Raw genomic sequence first — 16,899 nt, 5'->3', positions numbered from 1 at the left:
GCGACCGGCCTCGGAGCGTGCGGGGTCAGCCAGGACGGACCGCGCCGGAGTAGGGCATGGAGAAGACCGGCGCGTAGGCGACGTCGGTGGACGGGTTCGCCGCGTGCACGATCTGGCCGTTGCCGATGTAGATGCCGACGTGGCTCACCGGGCTGTAGTAGAAGACCAGGTCGCCGGGCTGCAGGTCGTCCCGCGAGACCGGGGTGCCCGAGCCCATCTGCGCGCTGGAGGAGTGCGGAAGGCTGACGCCACCGGCCTGCCAGGCCATCATGGTCAGGCCCGAGCAGTCGAAGGAGCTCGGGCCGGCGGCGCCGTAGACGTAGGTGTCGCCGACCTGGGCGATGGCGTACTGCACCGCGGCCGCGGCGCCACCGGAGGCGGCCGGTGCCGGCTCGGGCTCGGCCGGCGCCGCGGGCGCGCTGCGCGAGACGGTTTCCTCGCGCTGGGCGGCCTCGAGCCGGGCCCGCTCCTCGGCCTCGAGGTCGGCGAGCAGATCCTGGGCCTCGTCCAGCTTGGTGGAGATCGTCTCCTTCTCCTTGCGCGCCTCGCTCTCGGCCTCCGCGAGGTCGGCCACCCGCCTGTCGGTGGCGCGGGTGCGGATCGCGAGCGCGTCGCGCTGGCTGGAGAAGTCGGAGTACTGCTCGGCCTGGATGTCGGTCACCGAGGACATCGCGTCCAGGTCGCCCAGGAACTCCGAGGGGTCGTCGGCGACGACGACCTCGCCCAGCGTGGCGACGTTCTCGCCGCGGTATTGCGCGATGATCGAGTCCTCGACCTGGGCCTGCGCCGCCCGCACCTTGGCGGTCTGGCGGCGCTGGTCGGCGCGCAGGGTGCGCAGATCCTTGCGCAGGTCCTCCAGGCGGATCTGCAGGGTGTTGTAGCGCTCGGAGGCCTGCTCGGCCTCGCGGTAGAGCCGGTCCACCCGCGTCTGGACGTCGTCGATGTCCGGCTCCGCCATGGCGGGCTGGGCGACGACGACTCCGGTCGCGAGGACGGCGGTGCCGCTGAGCAGGGTGATGAGTCGCTTCCGGCCGTGGTTCACGAGCGGGCGTTCTCCCTCGGTACGTCGGACGCCTACCGGGTGAGCTGACGGGTTCGGGCTCGACGTGTGCCCTACGCCCCCTCCTCGGCCGCAAACGGCCGCCTCGAAGGCGATTCACCCCAGGGGTGTGGTTCCCCGGCTCCTGGCCACCCCCCGACGGCCTGGACTCGGCGCGGCGCCCGCGCGGACCTGGGTGGTCCACTCCCACGAGCACCTGAGCACGGGACAGTAGCCGCCGCGTCGAGGCCGCGCCAAGTTTCCACAGGAATGTCGCGGGGTGTTCTGACGCACGTCCGTCAGCCGGACGCCGCTGGCGCCCCTTGAGCCTCATTCGCCTCACGCGCCTCATCTCTCACGCAGTCCCGACCTCCGGGCCGGCCATCGGCGTCACCATCCGCAGCGGCGGCACCAGGCCACCGGCGGCGAGCGCGTCGATCGCCTGCTGCTCCTCCTCGTCGAAGGTCAGCTCGGGCGGCGGCCCGAGCAGCACCGTGACCACGCAGTCGTGGCACGCAGGACCCCGCACGGCACAGCTGTCACAGTCGATTCGTGTCGTCATGGGCGTCACCCTGACAGGGCCCGCCGACACTTCCGCCGTACCGCGACACGCCGGGCGAAACAGCCGCCTCAGACGCCGAGCAGCTCCAGCAGGGCGGCGGAGGCGACGGCCCGCGCGCCGGAGCGTACGGCGGCCTCGGCCACCTCCTGGTCGCTGCTGACCACCACGACCGGCCGGCCGGGCGGCTCGGCGTCGACCAGCTCCCCGATCACGTCGTCGGCGAGCACACCGGGCGGGGAGAAGAGCACGGTGACCCCGCGCGGGGCACCGGCGACGACCGGACGGACCTCGGCATGCGCGGCGTCGAAGACGACGGTGGTCTCCGCTCCGGTGCGGGCGACGAGCGGGCCGAGGGCCCGCACCAGGCGCGCCCGCTGCGCCTCCAGCGAGGACGACTCCCACACCGAGCGGCTGACGTTGTAGCCGTCGACGAGCAGCCGCGCGCGCGGCAGGGCCAGCACCTGCTCCAGCACCCGGGAGTCCCCGGGCCGGGTCGGGGCGGCCGCGGTGCGGGCCCCGCTGCGGGCGGCGAGCTCCTCCTCCACCCGCGCCGCGGGCGAGCCGGTCGCCACGGGCAGGGCCAGCTCCCGCCGCAGGCCGGCCGCCGCGTCGATCAGCGTGTCGAGGAGCAGGCGGGCCCGGAGCGTGGCGTCCTCCCGCTGGCCGCGAGACTCGCCGCGGGCGCGCTCCAGGCCGGCCTGGAGCTCGGAGACCCGGGCGCGCAGCCGCCGTACCTCGGCGTCCCGCTCCCCCGAGACCGACGATCGCGCCTGCTCGGCGGCCTCCGCCCGCGCGGTCGCCTCCTCCGCGGCGGCTCGGGCCGCACGCAGCTCGGCCCGGGTGGCCCCCAGCCTGCGGCGCAGGTCGGCGTTCTCCTCCTTCAGCCCCGCGAGCTGCTGCCGCTGGGCCTCGCGCAGCTCCCTGCTCTCCCCCTGCAGCGACGCCACCCGGCGCCGGAGGCGGTCGACCTCGGCCTCGGCCGCGCGGGCGGTCCCGGTGTCGCGGCCCAGGCGCTCCAGGGCCGCCGCGAGGTCGGCGTACTCCCGGCGCAGCCAGAGGGCCGCGGCCAGGTCGGTGTCCGTCGACTCCGCGGGCAGTGACGCCTCCACCAGCGTCCCGACCTGCCGGCGGAAGTCGTCGTCGCCCTCGAGGGCGGAGGTGAGCTGTACGGCGCCCGCCCGGGCGCGGCGCGCGGGCGCGAAGCCGGCCACCTTGCGCAGGGCCGGCGGCGGGTCGGCGACGTCGGGGAGCACGCCCGCGGCCAGAGCCAGGACCCTGCTGCGGACCGCGCCGGGCAGCCGCGTCAGAGTCATCTCCGGCTCCTCGGCCATGGCCGTCCGGCCTAGCCCGTCGCGCGCGGACCGTCGGCGGCGTCCACGTCCTTGCGCAGCACCCGCTCGACGGCGTCGTCGCGTCCGCACCAGCGGCACGCGACCGACTCGACGGTCTCCTCCCGCAGCTCGGTCTCCTCCACCACCGGCTCGCCGGCGAGGTCGAAGTGCCAGAACTCGGTGGTCCGGCGGGTGCGGCGTACGTCGAAGCGGGTGAGGTTGCCACAGCCGCTGCAGCGCCAGCGGTGGGTGGCGTCGGGGATCGCGGGAGTCACCGGGTCAGCCTAGACGGGGCTCGTGCCGCGTGGCCGACGGGTTTTGTCGGTGGACACGCCTAGCGTCGCTCCCATGACCGCCGAAGCAGCCTCGACGCAGTGGGAGGCCCAGCGCTCGTTCGACGAGCTGGGCCGCCCGCTGCGCGACGTGACCTTCACCGTGGTCGACCTGGAGACCACCGGCGGCTCGGCCTCCGCCGGCTCGATGATCACCGAGATCGGCGCGGTCAAGGTGCGCGGCGGCGAGGTGCTGGGCGAGTTCCAGACCCTGGTCAACCCCCACACCCGCATCCCCCCGTTCATCGCGGTGCTGACCGGCATCACCGACTCGATGGTGGCCGACTCCCCCGGTATCGACTCCGCGCTCCCGGCGTTCCTGGAGTTCGCCGCCGGCACGGTCCTGGTCGCCCACAACGCCCCCTTCGACGTCGGCTTCCTCCAGCACTTCGCGCGCGAGCAGGGCCGCCCCTGGCCGGCCTTCGAGGTGCTCGACACCGCGCGGCTCGCCCGCCGGGTGGTCACCCGGGACGAGACCCCCAACTGCAAGCTCTCCTCGCTGGCCCGCGTGTTCGGCTCGGCGACCACCCCCAACCACCGGGCACTGGCCGACGCCCGGGCCACGGTCGACGTGCTGCACGGGATGATGGAGCGGCTCGGCGGGCTGGGCGTGCACACGCTGGAGGAGCTGCAGACCTTCTCCTCCCGGGTCAGCCAGCAGCAGCGCCGCAAGCGGCACCTGGCCGAGGCCCTCCCGCACGCCCCGGGGGTCTACCTCTTCCGCGACGACGACGACCGGGTCCTCTACATCGGCACCTCGCGCGACCTGCGCACCCGCGTCCGGTCCTACTTCACCGCCTCGGAGACCCGCACCCGGATCGGCGAGATGGTCGGCATCGCCTCCCGGGTCACGGGCATCGAGTGCGCCACACCGCTGGAGGCCGAGGTGCGCGAGCTCCGGCTGATCGCCGAGCACAAGCCGCGCTACAACCGGCGGTCCCGCTTCCCGGAGAAGGTGCACTTCCTCAAGCTCACCCGCGAGGTGTGGCCGCGCCTGTCGCTGGTGCGGCGGGTGCTGGACGACGACGCCGACTACCTCGGCCCCTTCGCCTCGAAGAAGGCCGCCGAGCGGTGCCTGGCCGCCCTGCACGACACCTTCCCCGTGCGGCAGTGCACCGGGCGGCTGCCCCGGGAGCCCTCCCGCTCGCCGTGCGTGCTCGCGGAGATGGGCCGCTGCCTCTCCCCGTGCGACGGCAGCGCCGACGAGACGACGTACTCCCTCCTGGTGCGCCAGCTCCGCGACGCGCTGCTGCGCGACCCCGACCAGGTGGTGACCGCCATCTCGACCCCGATGGACGCCCTGGCCGGCGACGAGCGCTTCGAGGAGGCCGGGGTGCATCGCGACCGGCTGGCCGCGTTCGTGCGCGCCGCCGCCCGGACTCAGCGACTCAGCGCCCTCACCCGGTGCGCCGAGATCGTCGCCGCCCGCCGGGAGGACGACGGCCGCTGGTCGGTGCACGTGGTGCGGCACGGCCGGCTCGCGGCCGCCGGGGTGATCCCCCGCGGCGGGGACGCGCACGCCTACGTCGCCGAGCTGGTCGCCAGCGCGGAGACCGTCCTGCCCGGCCTGGGGCCGGTGCCCAACGCGTCGGCGGAGGAGAGCGAGCGGATCCTGCGCTGGCTGGAGCAGCCCGGCGTCCGGCTGGTCGACGTCGACGGCGAGTGGGTGTGCCCGGTGGGCGGTGCCGCCCGGCACCTCGCGCTGCACGACGCGGTGCACCAGTCCCGGCTCAGCCTGGTGCCCTTCGACGAGCGACGCTCGCTCTCGCCGGTCCATCAGCCCACCCGCTGAGCCGCTACCGTGCTGCCATGATCACCGCCATCGTCTTCGTCAACGCCGACGTCGCCCGCATCCCCGAGGTCGCGGAGGCGATCGCGGCGCTGGAGGGCGTGAGCGAGGTCTACTCCGTCACCGGTCAGATCGATCTGATCGCGCTCGTGCGCGTCCGCGCGCACGAGGATGTCGCCGCCGTGGTGGCCGACCGGCTCAACAAGGTCGACGGCGTGCTGGAGACCGAGACCCACATCGCGTTCCGCACCTACTCCCGCCACGACCTGGAGTCGGCCTTCTCCCTCGGTCTCGACTGATCTCGGGCGATGGGGTGGCTGCAGCAGCACTGGCTGGATCTCCTGGGCTGGGGCGGCAGTGCGCTGCTCGTCTTCTCGATCCTGCAGCCGCGGGTCTTCCGGCTGCGGGTGCTCAACCTGCTGGCCTGCCTGATCCTGACCGTCTTCAACGCGATGCTCGGGATCTGGCCGATGGTCGTGATGAACGTGGTGCTGAGCCTGATCAACCTGTGGTTCATCGTCTCGCTGCTCCGGGATCGGCATGACGACCGCGCCTACACCGCCCTCCGCGTCCGCCCCGACGACGTCTACCTCTGGCACGTGCTCTCCGTGCACGGCGCCGACATCGAGCGCTTCAACCCGGACCTGGACCTGGCGGCCTGGCAGCGCACGGACGGCGAGGCCTGGCTGATCCAGCGCGGGGACGAGACCGTCGGTGTCGTGCTGGTGACCCCGGACGGCGACACCGCCCGGGTCGTCCTGGACTGGGTCACGCCGCGCTTCCGTGACTTCTCCCCCGGCGAGTTCGTCTGGCGCGAGCATCAGCTGCTCCGCGACTCCGGCTTCCGCCGCGTGGTCACGCCGCCGGGCATGGTCGACGCCTACTACGCCCGGCTGGGCTTCCGCCGCTCCGGGGACGCCTGGGTGCTGGACCTGGCGTGAGCGCCGGGCCCCCTGACGGGCTCAGCGGTTGCTGGCCGCCACCCAGCGCTCGAGCGCGGCCGCGGCCGCACCGCTGTCGATCGCATCGGCGGCCCGGGCGATCCCCGCGCCCAGCCGCTCCTGCAGGGTGCCCTCGCCGCCGTCGTACACCGCCAGGGCGGCTCCCGCGTTGAGGAGTACGGCGTCCCGCACCGGCCCGGTCTCCCCGGCCAGCAGCCGCCGCGCGACGTCGGCGTTGAAGGCCGGGTCGCCGCCGCGCAGGTCCTCCACCCGCCCCCGGGGCAGCCCGAGGTCGGTCGGGTCGACCACCTGCTCCTCGATCCGCCCCTCGTGCACGGTCCACACCGTGGAGGTGGTCGCGATGGTGAGCTCGTCGAGCCCGTCGTCGCCGCGGAAGACCCAGGCGTCCACCCCGCGCCCGGCGAACACGCCGGCCATGATGGGGGCGGTGCGCGGGTCGGCGCAGCCGATCGCCTGGGCCGCGGGGCGGGCCGGGTTGGTCAGCGGGCCCAGCAGGTTGAACGAGGTGGCGATGCCCAGCTCGCGCCGCGGGCCGGCGGCGTGCCGCATCGCGGGGTGGAAGGCCGCGGCGAAGCAGAAGGTGATGCCGGCCTCGTCCACGAGCTCGCGGACCCGCCGGGCCGGCAGGTCCAGCTGGATGCCGAGCTCCTCCAGCACGTCGGCGCTGCCGGACTTCGACGAGGCCGAGCGGTTGCCGTGCTTGACCACCCGCGCGCCGGCGCCGGCGGCGACGATCGCCGACATGGTGGAGATGTTGACCGACATCGACCGGTCCCCGCCGGTGCCGACGATGTCGAGCACCCGCCCCTCGACCGGGAGGGGCGTGCCGGCGTCCAGCATCGCGTCGGCCAGGCCGCCGATCTCGGCGACCGTCTCCCCCTTGGCGCGCAATGCGACCGCGAAGCCCGCCACCTGCACCGGCGTGGCGTTGCCCGCGAGGACCTCCGCCATCGCCCAGGCGGCCTCGTCCGCGGACAGGTCCTGTCCTGCGACCAGGGTGCTGAGGACGTCGGGCCAGGTGTGCCGGCTCATGGCGTGCCCCGTCCGAGGGCCCTCACGAGCTGCGCGCGGGCGACTGCCGGCGCAGCAGGCCGGTGACCGCCTCGGCGAGGGCCAGCGGGTCGAGCGGGTGCGGCACCGCCGCCTCGGCCCGCGACCAGGTGGCCAGCCAGTCGTCTTGGGGACGGCCGGTGAGCACCAGGATCGGCGGGCAGTCGTAGATCTCGTCCTTGAGCTGCTTGGCGATGCCCATGCCGCCCGCGGGAACGGCCTCGCCGTCCAGGATCGCCAGGTCGATGCCGCCGGCGTCCATGTTCTGGATGACGACCGGCTCGGTGGCCACCTCGACGTACTCCACCTCGGGCAGGTCCGGGTGCGGCCGGCGGCCCAGCGCCAGGATCACCTGCTGGCGCGTGTTGACGTCGTCGCTGTAGACGAGCACCTTCAGCGGGGCGGCCTTCTGGTCAGTCACGGGAGCGATCGTAGCGGTCGCGCGCGCCGCCCGGAGCGGTGCGTGCGGACGCGCGGCGCCGTACCGGACGCGGTGTGAACCATCTGACCACGGCCCATCAGGGGGTCGGGGTGCTCTCTGCCTCGGGAACCGGCATAATCCGGTGCGTGGCAACCACTGCGTCCTCGATCCCCGCCTCCCGGCTCCACGGTCATCACGACCGGCCGAGCATGGTCAGCGTCGGCACGATCATCTGGCTCTCCAGCGAGCTGATGTTCTTCGCCGCCCTGTTCGCCGCCTACTTCACCATCCGGTCGGTGAGCCCGGAGCTGTGGGCGCAGGAGACCGAGCTCCTCAACGTGCCCTTCGCCACCGCCAACACCGTCATCCTGGTGCTGTCCTCGGTGACCTGTCAGATGGGCGTGTTCGCCGCCGAGCGCGGGGACGTGAAGGGGCTGCGCCGCTGGTTCATCATCACCTACGTCATGGGCGCCATCTTCATCGGCGGCCAGGCGTTCGAGTACGTCGAGCTGGTGCACGAGGGCCTGACCCTGTCCAGCTCGGCCTACGGCTCCATGTTCTACCTGGCCACCGGCTTCCACGGGATCCACGTGACGGGCGGCCTGATCGCCTTCCTCTTCGTGCTCGGCCGGACCTACCTGGCCAAGCGCTTCACCCACGAGCAGGCCGTGACGGCGATCGTGGTGTCCTACTACTGGCACTTCGTCGACGTCGTGTGGGTCGGGCTCTTCGCCACGATCTACCTCATCCAGTGAGCTCCCGACCCCCGAGAGGCAACAAGGTGCGTTTCCTGAACCGAACCGCCGGACAGATCTCCCGTCACCGGCGCAGCACGGCCGCCGGCCTGGTGGTGCTCCTGCTCGGTCTGCTGACCATGGGCGGCCTGGCCACGCTGATCTCGCCGAGCCAGGCGAAGAACACCCCCTCCGACACCGAGCAGGTGGCCAAGGGCCGCGAGCTGTTCTTGGTGGGCTGCTCGTTCTGCCACGGCCAGAACGGCGAGGGCGTGCCGACGGTCAACGGCAAGCAGCTCGGCCCCTCGCTGGTCGGCGTGGGCGCCGCCGCGGTCGACTTCCAGGTCGGCACCGGGCGGATGCCGATGGCCCAGCCGGGCGCGCAGGCCCCGGCGAAGCGGGTCGTCTACACCCAGGAGGAGATCGACGCCCTGGCGGCGTACGTCGCCTCGCTCGGCCCCGGCCCCGCCGTACCCGACGAGACGGAGTACACGCTGCCGACCGACCTCACCGACTCCGAGCGGCAGGAGGCGATCACCCGTGGCGGGGAGATCTTCTTGTCCAACTGCTCGGCCTGTCACAACTTCGAGGGCTCCGGCGGCGCGATGCCACAGGGCGGTGAGGCGCCGAGTCTGCGCAACACCGAGGCGAAGTACATCTACGAGGCGATGCTGACCGGCCCGTCGAACATGCCGTCCTTCTCCAACGGCAACCTGACGCCGGAGGAGAAGCGCGACGTCGTCGCCTACCTGAAGTCCATCGGCAACAACCCCGGCTACGGCGGCTTCCAGCTCGGCGGCCTCGGCCCGGTCAGTGAGGGTATGTTCGCCTGGGTGGTCGGCATCGGCGGCGCCATCGCGTTCGCGGTGTGGATCGCGGCGCACACGACCCGCTCCAGCAAGAAGAAGAAGGTGAGCGCGTGAGCACTCTCGATCACCGCTCCGAGTCCTCCTCGGAGCTGGAGGCGGACCCGATCGCCGATCCGGGGCTACCCGAGCACCAGTGGCGCCCCACCGACGTCGACGAGAAGGCCGAGAAGCGGGCCGAGCGGCAGGTCACCGCGTTCTTCGTGGCCTCGATGGTCTGCGCGGTCCTGTTCGTCGTCTCCTACTTCACCCTCGACATCGGCGACAACTGGGACACCGTCCTGGGGCTGGGCGCCTCGACCGTCGCCCTGGGCGGCTTCATGGGCCTGTGCCTGCTCTTCATCGGCATCGGCGTCATCCAGTGGGCCCGCAAGCTGGTCGGCGACCAGGAGATCGTCGAGATGCGGCACCCGGCTGCGTCCCCGCCGGAGGACCGCGAGACGTCGCTGAAGGCGCTGGCCGCCGGCGCCGACGAGGCCGGCCTGGGCCGGCGCCCGATGATCCTCTACTCGATGCTCGGAGCCATCGGGCTGTTCAGCATCACCCCGATCATCATGCTGCGCGACCTCGGCCCGCTCCCCTTCTCCGAGGAGGTCGAGGAGGAGTACGGCGGCCTGGAGAAGACCGTGTGGCGCAAGGGGATGCGCGTGGTCCGCGACGCCGTCGGCACCCCGATCCTGGCCGCCGGCCTCCAGGTCGGCGACCTGGTGAACGCCGAGCCCGAGGCGATGTACCCCACCGAGGAGAACGGCTACCCCGAGGTGTCCGGCCACGAGGTCCTGGTGATGAAGTCCAAGGCCGCCGTGATCGTCGTACGCATGGAGCCCGAGGACATGTCCGAGGCCACCCGCAACTGGGCGGTCGACGGCGTCGTCGTCTACTCCAAGGTGTGCACTCACGTGGGCTGCCCGATCTCGCTCTACGAGCGGACCACCCACAACCTGCTCTGCCCGTGCCACCAGTCGACCTTCGACCTGGCCGACAAGGGGAAGGTCGTGTTCGGACCGGCGGCCCGGGCGCTTCCGCAGCTGCCCATCTCGATCGACGACGAGGGCTACCTGGTCGCCCAGAGCGACTTCCGTGAACCGGTAGGACCCAGCTTCTGGGAGCGTGACTCGCAATGAGCATCGACACGAGCAAGGTCGCCCGCAGCAACCGCGACTCCGCGGCCACGGCCTCCCCGCCGGGCAAGGCGGGCGCGGTCGCCAACTGGGCCGACGAGCGCCTGGGCCTGGGCACGGCGATGAAGAAGCAGCTGCGCAAGGTCTTCCCCGACCACTGGTCCTTCATGCTGGGCGAGATCGCCCTGTGGAGCTTCGTGGTCCTGCTGCTGACCGGTGTCTTCCTCACGCTGTGGTTCGTGCCGAGCATGGGCGAGATCGAGTACCAGGGCAGCTACGACCAGCTGCGCGGCGTGCACATGTCCGAGGCCTACGCCTCGACCCTGCGGCTGTCCTTCGACATCCGCGGCGGTTTGCTGATGCGCCAGATGCACCACTGGGCCGCGATGCTGTTCATCGCCGCGATGTTCGTGCACATGATCCGGGTCTTCGCCACCGGCGCGTTCCGCAAGCCGCGTGAGCTCAACTGGGTCATCGGCGGCCTGCTGCTCCTCCTGGGCATCCTGGAGGGCTTCGCCGGCTACTCCCTGCCCGACGACCTGCTGTCCGGCACCGGCCTGCGGATCGCCGACGGGCTGGTGAAGGCGACCCCGGTGGTCGGCTCGTACATGTCGTTCTTCATGTTCGACGGCGAGTTCCCCGGCGAGTCGATCATCCCCCGGCTCTACACCGCACACGTGCTGCTGATCCCGGGCCTGCTGCTCGCGCTGATCACCGCGCACATGCTGTTGCTCGTCTACCACAAGCACACCCAGTGGCCCGGCCCCGGCCGCACCGAGAAGAACGTGGTCGGCTTCCCGCTGCTCCCGGTCTACGCCGCGAAGGCGGGCGGCTTCTTCTTCATCATCTTCGGCATCACCGCGCTGATGGGCGGCCTGATGTCGATCAACCCGGTGTGGAAGTACGGCCCCTACGACCCGTCGAAGGTGACCGCCGGCTCGCAGCCGGACTGGTACATGGGCATCGCGGAGGGCCTGCTGCGGATCATGCCGGGCTGGGAGACGCACATCTTCGGCGTCACCATCTCCTGGAACATCCTGATCCCTGGTCAGATCTTCCCGGTCGTGATGTTCGGCGTGTTCTTGGCCTGGCCGTTCCTGGAGGCGTGGGTGACCGGTGACAAGCGGGAGCACCACCTGCTCCAGCGTCCCCGCAACGCCCCTACGCGCACCGGGTTCCTGGTCGCGATGATGACGCTGTACGGCCTGCTGTGGATGGCCGGCGGCAACGACATCCTCGCCACCCAGCTGAACCTCAACCTCAACCACATCACCTACTTCATGCGGGTGGCGGTCTTCGTCCTGCCGGTGATGGCGTTCATCGCCGTACGCCGGTGGTGCATCTCGCTGCAGCGGCACGACCGCGACCTGCTGGAGCACGGGTATGAGACCGGCATCATCATGCGGTCCCCCGAGGGCGCCTACTCCGAGCGGCACCTGCCGATCAGCGAGGAGCGGGCCTACACCCTCACCGCGCGGGACCGCGACCAGGTGCTGGAGATCGGGGCCGGCACCGACGAGAACGGTGTGGCCGCTCCCGACACCCGCGCCCAGCGGGTCCGGGCGAAGTTGTCGCAGTGGATGTTCGGCCACAACGTGCAGAAGCCCACGCGGGCCGAGCTCGAGGAGGCCCGGCACCACGCTGAGCACGAGGCCGAGCTCCAGTCCGGGCTCGACCACCCGGCCCGTGGTCACGAGTTCGACGACCACTCGCTGCGCAACACCGACGACGAGCCCCTGCGGCACTGAGGCTCTCGCGCTCCACCTGAGGCCCGCCCGGTCCCCGCGACCGGGCGGGCCTCCGGCATTTCCGGCGTCCTCTCCCGCCCCGAGCGCGGACGTGTGGCTCGGCTACCTCCAGTCGGCGCCCGGAGGGTCAGGCCCGAGTCGCCGGACGCACCCCACACCCGACCGTGTGGGTTTGAAGCCATCAGATGACCCCGAACCCACACGGTCCACCGATCAGCCGCGCCGGCCCCCAGGCCCCGGGAGGTCAAGGCCGGTACGGCGATCAGCTCGGCCCCCACAGCCGCACGGCCCGCTCCCGCGATGAGAGGTAGCCCAGCCACCCGCCACGACCCCGATCACGTGGCTCGGCAACCTCCAGTCGGCACGCTGAGGGTCGGGCCCGTACGGCGGGCACCCTCTCGCGGAGGGTCAGCCGAGCGCGGAGCCCGCGGCGTACTCCTGGAAGGGCAGGTTCCAGTCGCCGTACCCGTTGTCCACGGTCATCGGCCGGTCGCTGCCGGTGTACTCCACCACGTCGCCGCGCTTGGAGAGGTCATAGAGCCACTTGGCGTTCTCCGGAGACATGCCGGTGCAGCCGTGGGAGACGTTGGCATAGCCCTGGGAGCCGACCGACCACGGGGCGGAGTGCAGGAACTCACCCGAGCTGGTGACCCGCATGGCCCACTGCACGTTGTTGAGGTCGTAGCCCTCCGCGCTGCTGGGGTCGATCCCGATGGTCTCGGAGTTCATCCGCTTGGAGTCGAACTTCTCCATGATCACCTTCACCCCCGACCGCGTGGTGAAGCCGGGCTTGCCGGTGGTGATCGGCGTGGTCTTCGCCAGCTCGCCGTTGATGAAGGTCTTCATCTGGTGGCTGGCCATGTCGACCTTGGAGATCACCGCGTCGCCGACGGTGAAGTCGACCTTCCGGCTCTCCTGGCCATAGATCCCGTTGCCGGCGGGGACCGAGTTCACGTCGACGTCGACGCTCACGTCGGTGCCGGGCTGCCAGTACTTCGCCGGCCGCCAGTGCGCCTCGGTGTCGCTCATCCAGTGCCAGGAGCCCTTCTGCTGCGGGCTGCTGGTGACGCTCATGTGCTTCTCGAAGGCCTTCTTGTTCTGCACCGGGATGTCGAAGGACACCACGACGGGCATGCCGACGCCGACGGTCTCGCCCTGCAGCGGGGCGACCGAGGCGTAGGTCTGCTCGTCCAGGCTCAGGTCGGCGGTGCGGAACGTGGTGGCGCTGCGCATGCTGCGGCCGTCGGCACCGCGCTCGGCGACCGCCTTGACGTGGTACGTCGTCCCCGGCTCGAGCCGGCCCGTGGCGGTCCAGGTCTCGCCGTCCAGCTCGCCGGCCAGCTTTCTGCCCTTGCCGGTGCGCACCTGCACCGAGGTGAGCGTGCCGTTGCGGGCGCCGACCTCGACGACCTGGTCGACCGCCACCTGTCTCGGCTTCGCGAGGTTGGTGGTCAGCTCGACCTTCGCCGGCTCCGCGGAGGGCGAGGCGCCCTGGCCGGCGGGCCGGTCAGCACCGGGCCCGTCCTGGGCGCCGGCACCGGAGCAGGCGGCCAGCAGCGGCAGGGCGGCGAGCCCCAGGCCCGCGACCCACCGACGCGCACGGACTTCAGCGAACATGACGACGACTCCCCCTCGACGAGCCCGCCCGTGTGCCGGGCACACACGACGAAGACGAGCCTCGTTCAGGGTAACGGAACGCCGCAGACCCGTCCGGTCGACGCCCACGTGTGTCCGGTCACGCCGGAACCCGCTCTCAGAGCGGGCACAGCGACCGGTGACTCAGTGCGCGTGCTCGCCGCGGTAGTACTCGAAGACCCAGCCGCTCAGGGTGATCAGCCCGACGCCGGAGCCGATGATGAACAGCCACCAGGCGCCGATGGCGACGCCGTACGTCATGAACGCCAGGGTCAGAGCGCACCACAGCGGCCACCAGGAGTACGGCGGGAAGAACCCCAGCTCGCCGGCGCCGTCGGCGACCTCGGCCTCCTTGTCGTCCTCCGGACGCACCTCGTCCATCTTCTTGGCGTGGAAGCCGAGGTAGAAGGTGATCATCCCGACCAGCAGCATGGTCATGAACAGGGCGGTCGTGCCCGTCCAGTCCCCGCCATCGGGCAGGTTCGCCGACGTGGCGAACCAGTAGCCCGGCGTCACGATCACGAAGAAGAGCGTGGTGGCGCCGAAGATCCAGGTCTCGATCTTCATCGGGTCTCCTCGTCCTCGTCGGTACGGCGGGTGCTGGGGCCTCCGACGACGTCCTCACGGCCCTGCATGTCCGGGGCGTCGGCGGTGCCCTCCCTCGCGGCGTCGTTCTGCTCCATCTCCATCGCGGCGATCTCCGGGTGGTGCAGGTCGAAGGCGGGCGACTCCGAGCGGATCCGCGGCAGGGTGTGGAAGTTGTGGCGCGGCGGCGGGGAGGACGTCGCCCACTCCAGCGAGCGGCCCCAGCCCCACGGGTCGTCCACGCCGACCGGCGGGGTCTGCCGGCTCAGCCACACGTTGTAGAAGAACGGCAGCGTGGAGAAGGCCAGCAGGAACGAGCCCACGGTGGAGATCTGGTTCAGCGTGGTGAAGCCGTCCTCGGGCAGGTAGTCGGCGTAGCGCCGCGGCATGCCCTCGACGCCCAGCCAGTGCTGGACCAGGAAGGTCAGGTGGAAGCCGAAGAACAGCAGCCAGAAGTGCAGCTTGCCCAGTCGCTCGTTGAGCATCCGGCCGGTCATCTTGGGCCACCAGAAGTAGAACCCGGCGAACATCGCGAACACCACGGTGCCGAAGACGACGTAGTGGAAGTGCGCGACCACGAAGTAGGAGTCCGAGACCTGGAAGTCCAGCGGCGGCGAGGCCAGGATGACGCCGGTCAGCCCGCCGAAGAGGAACGTGGTCAAGAAGCCCATCGTCCACAGCATCGGCGTGTCGAAGGACAGGGATCCGCCCCACATCGTGCCGATCCAGTTGAAGAACTTCACGCCGGTCGGTACGGCGATCAGGAACGTCATGCCGGAGAAGAACGCGAGGTCCACCGACCCGGTGACGAACATGTGGTGCGCCCAGACCGCGACCGACAGCATCGCGATGCCCAACGTGGCGCCGACCAGGCCGACGTACCCGAAGATCGGCTTGCGGCTGAACACCGGGATGATCTCGGTGACGATGCCGAAGAACGGCAGCGCGATCACGTAGACCTCGGGGTGGCCGAAGAACCAGAACAGGTGCTGCCACAGGATCGGGCCGCCGTGGCTGGTGTCGAACACGTTGGCGCCGAACTGCCGGTCCGCCTCCAGCGCGAGCAGCGCCGCCGCCAGGATCGGGAAGATGATGATGACCAGCAGGCTGGTGACCAGCGTGTTCCACACGAAGATCGGCAGCCGGAACATGGTCATGCCCGGCGCACGCATGCAGATGATCGTGGTGATGAAGTTGACGCCACCGAGGATCGTGCCGAGGCCGGCGAGCCACAGGCCCATGATCCACAGGTCGCCGCCCAGGCCCGGGGACCGCACGGCGTCGGAGAGCGGGGTGTAGGCGAACCAGCCGAAGTCGGCGGCGCCGGTGGGCGTCAGGAAGCCCGAGACCACGATGATGCTGCCGAACAGGTAGAGCCAGTAGGACAGCATGTTCAGCCGCGGGAACGCGACGTCGGGGGCGCCGATCTGCAGCGGCATGATCACGTTGGCGAAGCCGAAGAACAGCGGCGTCGCGAACAGCAGCAGCATGATCGTGCCGTGCATCGTGAACAGCTGGTTGTAGGTCTCGTCGTTGACCACCTGGTTGCCCGGGAAGGCCAGCTCGGAGCGCATGATCAGCGCCATCACACCGCCGACCAGGAACCAGATGAACGACGTGGTGAGGTACATCTTGCCGATCAGCTTGTGATCGGTGGTCGTCAGCAGCCGGACGACGTTCTCGCCGAGCTTCTTCTGCGGCTCACCGGCCGGTGCGCCGCTCACGGTCGGGGAAGCGGTGGCGGTCACTCCTGACCTCCCTCGTTCTCACCGGACTCCAGGCCCGGTTGGGTGGTAGTGAACTCGTTGCCGATCACGGGCTCGTCGGAGACGAAGCCCCGGTCGATCTGCTTCTGCAGGTAGCGGTCGTACTCCTCGGGGCTGACCACCTCGACGTTGAAGAGCATCCGCGAGTGGTAGACGCCGCAGAGCTCGGCGCACTTGCCGCGGTAGGTGCCCTGCTTGGTCGGGGTCAGCCAGAACCGGTTCACCTTGCCCGGGATGACGTCCATCTTCATCAGGAAGCCGGTGATCCAGAAGGAGTGGATGACGTCGGGGCTGCGCAGGTTGAACTGCACGCTCTCGCCCTCGGGCAGCACCAGGGTCGGGACGTAGGAGCCGGTGCCGGACTCGTAGACGTTGCGGCCGTTGGCGACGTCCTCGTTGGTGTAGTTGAACGTCCAGGACCACTGCTGGCCCACGACCTCGACCACGTGGTCGGGGTTGTCGACCGGCTCGAGCACGGCGTTCTGCGTCTTGACGGTGTGGGCGAAGAACACCACGACCATCACGATCGGCACGAAGGTGTAGAAGATCTCCAGCGGCAGGTTGTAGCGCGTCTGCACCGGGATCTCGTCGTCGCTGCGACGGCGGTAGCGCGCCATCGCGTAGAACATCAGCGCCCAGACGATCGCGCCGGTGACCAGGGCCGCGACCCAGCCCCACTTCCACAGCTCGTAGATGTAGCCCGAGCGGTCGGTCGCGTCCACCTCGGGCATCGCCCAGTGGGTCAGCTGGTACTTGTCCTCCGCCGAGCAGCCGCTGACCAACAGCAGGGCTGCACCGGCCACGAGGCCCAGGGCCACTCGCTTCAGCGGCGATCCGGCGCGACGGCGCCGCGACGACCCGGCAGGCCGCGACAACTGCACACCCACGTAGGGACCTCTCTCTCGACGAGCCTGGCTCCACGGCGAATCGCACATGGCAGACACTCACGATATCCGAA

Annotated in this window: 17 protein-coding genes and 1 riboswitch; of the genes, 7 read left to right on the top strand and 10 right to left on the bottom strand. The window is 70.9% G+C overall.

Annotated features, from left to right (window positions below; translation table 11 throughout):
* Positions 1-25: 25 nt before the first annotated feature.
* From K8W59_RS05550 to K8W59_RS05535, 4 genes are all read right to left on the bottom strand, one after another.
* Positions 26-1,042: a C40 family peptidase gene (locus K8W59_RS05550; RefSeq protein ID WP_223397824.1), complete on the bottom strand. Its 1,017-nt coding sequence runs from the start codon at positions 1,040-1,042 to the stop codon at positions 26-28.
* Between the two features lie 28 nt (positions 1,043-1,070).
* Positions 1,071-1,215: riboswitch (cyclic di-AMP (ydaO/yuaA leader) on the bottom strand.
* A gap of 179 nt (positions 1,216-1,394) precedes the next feature.
* The gene (locus tag K8W59_RS05545) at positions 1,395-1,601 is read right to left on the bottom strand and encodes a hypothetical protein (RefSeq protein WP_223397823.1); all 207 of its coding nucleotides are present in this window, start codon (positions 1,599-1,601) and stop codon (positions 1,395-1,397) included.
* A 68-nt stretch (positions 1,602-1,669) separates the two neighbouring features.
* Complete coding sequence (locus K8W59_RS05540; protein WP_223397822.1) at positions 1,670-2,914, bottom strand: NYN domain-containing protein; 1,245 nt, start codon at positions 2,912-2,914, stop codon at positions 1,670-1,672.
* Positions 2,915-2,943: 29 nt separating this feature from the next.
* A complete protein-coding gene (locus tag K8W59_RS05535) occupies positions 2,944-3,207 on the bottom strand; it encodes a hypothetical protein (RefSeq protein ID WP_223397820.1) in 264 nt (87 codons plus the stop codon).
* Positions 3,208-3,280: 73 nt separating this feature from the next.
* Between K8W59_RS05535 and K8W59_RS05530 the strand changes: the two genes are divergently transcribed.
* Genes K8W59_RS05530 through K8W59_RS05520 form a run of 3 tightly spaced genes read left to right on the top strand, consistent with a single transcriptional unit; the run spans position 3,281 to position 5,994 of the window.
* The gene (locus K8W59_RS05530) at positions 3,281-5,056 is read left to right on the top strand and encodes a DEDD exonuclease domain-containing protein (RefSeq protein WP_223397819.1); all 1,776 of its coding nucleotides are present in this window, start codon (positions 3,281-3,283) and stop codon (positions 5,054-5,056) included.
* A gap of 17 nt (positions 5,057-5,073) precedes the next feature.
* Positions 5,074-5,352 (top strand): Lrp/AsnC family transcriptional regulator, encoded by a 279-nt coding sequence (locus tag K8W59_RS05525; RefSeq protein WP_223397818.1) that lies wholly within the window; start codon positions 5,074-5,076, stop codon positions 5,350-5,352.
* 9 nt (positions 5,353-5,361) lie between these two features.
* Positions 5,362-5,994 carry a YgjV family protein gene (locus K8W59_RS05520; protein ID WP_223397817.1) on the top strand — a complete coding sequence of 211 codons (633 nt, stop codon included), beginning with the start codon at positions 5,362-5,364 and terminating at the stop codon, positions 5,992-5,994.
* A 21-nt stretch (positions 5,995-6,015) separates the two neighbouring features.
* Here K8W59_RS05520 and trpD read toward each other — a convergent pair whose 3' ends face one another.
* Positions 6,016-7,047: an anthranilate phosphoribosyltransferase gene (trpD, locus tag K8W59_RS05515; protein WP_223397816.1), complete on the bottom strand. Its 1,032-nt coding sequence runs from the start codon at positions 7,045-7,047 to the stop codon at positions 6,016-6,018.
* A gap of 22 nt (positions 7,048-7,069) precedes the next feature.
* The gene (locus K8W59_RS05510; protein WP_223397815.1) at positions 7,070-7,486 is read right to left on the bottom strand and encodes an Rv3143 family two-component system response regulator; all 417 of its coding nucleotides are present in this window, start codon (positions 7,484-7,486) and stop codon (positions 7,070-7,072) included.
* Positions 7,487-7,632: 146 nt separating this feature from the next.
* Here K8W59_RS05510 and ctaE point away from each other — a divergent pair, with 146 nt between their 5' ends.
* Genes ctaE through qcrB form a run of 4 tightly spaced genes read left to right on the top strand, consistent with a single transcriptional unit; the run spans position 7,633 to position 11,955 of the window.
* The gene (gene ctaE, locus K8W59_RS05505; RefSeq protein ID WP_223397814.1) at positions 7,633-8,241 is read left to right on the top strand and encodes an aa3-type cytochrome oxidase subunit III; all 609 of its coding nucleotides are present in this window, start codon (positions 7,633-7,635) and stop codon (positions 8,239-8,241) included.
* A 26-nt stretch (positions 8,242-8,267) separates the two neighbouring features.
* On the top strand, positions 8,268-9,143 hold the full coding sequence (gene qcrC, locus K8W59_RS05500; protein WP_397195948.1) for a cytochrome bc1 complex diheme cytochrome c subunit: 876 nt from the start codon (positions 8,268-8,270) through the stop codon (positions 9,141-9,143).
* The gene (gene qcrA / locus K8W59_RS05495; protein WP_223397813.1) at positions 9,140-10,210 is read left to right on the top strand and encodes a cytochrome bc1 complex Rieske iron-sulfur subunit; all 1,071 of its coding nucleotides are present in this window, start codon (positions 9,140-9,142) and stop codon (positions 10,208-10,210) included. The genes qcrC and qcrA overlap by 4 nt, the downstream gene beginning before the upstream one ends.
* Positions 10,207-11,955, top strand: a complete 1,749-nt coding sequence (gene qcrB / locus K8W59_RS05490; RefSeq protein ID WP_223397811.1) for a cytochrome bc1 complex cytochrome b subunit — start codon at positions 10,207-10,209, stop codon at positions 11,953-11,955. The genes qcrA and qcrB overlap by 4 nt, the downstream gene beginning before the upstream one ends.
* A 408-nt stretch (positions 11,956-12,363) precedes the next feature.
* Here qcrB and K8W59_RS05485 read toward each other — a convergent pair whose 3' ends face one another.
* The 4 genes from K8W59_RS05485 to ctaC all read right to left on the bottom strand — a co-directional run bounded on the left by K8W59_RS05485 (position 12,364) and on the right by ctaC (position 16,744).
* Complete coding sequence (locus K8W59_RS05485) at positions 12,364-13,572, bottom strand: L,D-transpeptidase (protein ID WP_223397810.1); 1,209 nt, start codon at positions 13,570-13,572, stop codon at positions 12,364-12,366.
* Between the two features lie 162 nt (positions 13,573-13,734).
* Positions 13,735-14,157 carry a cytochrome c oxidase subunit 4 gene (locus K8W59_RS05480; RefSeq protein WP_223397809.1) on the bottom strand — a complete coding sequence of 141 codons (423 nt, stop codon included), beginning with the start codon at positions 14,155-14,157 and terminating at the stop codon, positions 13,735-13,737.
* Positions 14,154-15,923 carry an aa3-type cytochrome oxidase subunit I gene (gene ctaD, locus K8W59_RS05475; RefSeq protein WP_223397808.1) on the bottom strand — a complete coding sequence of 590 codons (1,770 nt, stop codon included), beginning with the start codon at positions 15,921-15,923 and terminating at the stop codon, positions 14,154-14,156. The genes K8W59_RS05480 and ctaD overlap by 4 nt, the downstream gene beginning before the upstream one ends.
* Complete coding sequence (gene ctaC / locus K8W59_RS05470) at positions 15,920-16,744, bottom strand: aa3-type cytochrome oxidase subunit II (RefSeq protein WP_223397807.1); 825 nt, start codon at positions 16,742-16,744, stop codon at positions 15,920-15,922. Before ctaC ends, ctaD begins: the two co-directional genes overlap by 4 nt.
* Between the last annotated feature and the right edge of the window lie 155 nt (positions 16,745-16,899).

This window comes from Nocardioides rotundus, from assembly GCF_019931675.1.
In the GTDB taxonomy this organism is placed as follows: Bacteria; Actinomycetota; Actinomycetes; order Propionibacteriales; family Nocardioidaceae; genus Nocardioides; species Nocardioides rotundus.
Note: the sequence above shows the minus strand (reverse complement) of the source record. Positions and strands in the feature narration are given on the sequence as shown.